1 protein-coding gene is annotated in these 246 nt (G+C 74.8%); it reads right to left on the reverse strand.

Features of this window, described 5'->3' with window-relative positions; all coding sequences use genetic code 11:
• Nucleotides 1-246: SDR family oxidoreductase (locus tag C7C46_RS33305; RefSeq protein WP_146259330.1), on the reverse strand; the 246-nt coding region annotated here is incomplete at both ends.

Consider the following 246-nt stretch of genomic DNA (forward strand, 5'->3'; position numbering starts at 1 on the left):
GTGCCCGGGGCCACGATGTTGGCGGTGATCCCGGACGGGCCCAGCTGGGCGGCCAGGAAGTGGTTCCAGGCGTGCAGCGAAGCCTTGGCCGCGCCGAACGAGCCCGCCCCGCGCAGGGCCGCGATCGAACTGATCGTCACCACCCGCCCCTCGCCCGGGGTCAGCCGGTCGCGCACCGACTCGGTGAGCAGCACCGCGGTCAGCACGTTGCGCTCGAAGTCGCCGCGCCAGCGGGCCAGCAGCGCG

Origin of the sequence: Streptomyces tateyamensis (assembly GCF_003205575.1) — a bacterium.
GTDB classification, from domain to species: Bacteria; Actinomycetota; Actinomycetes; order Streptomycetales; family Streptomycetaceae; genus Kitasatospora; species Kitasatospora tateyamensis.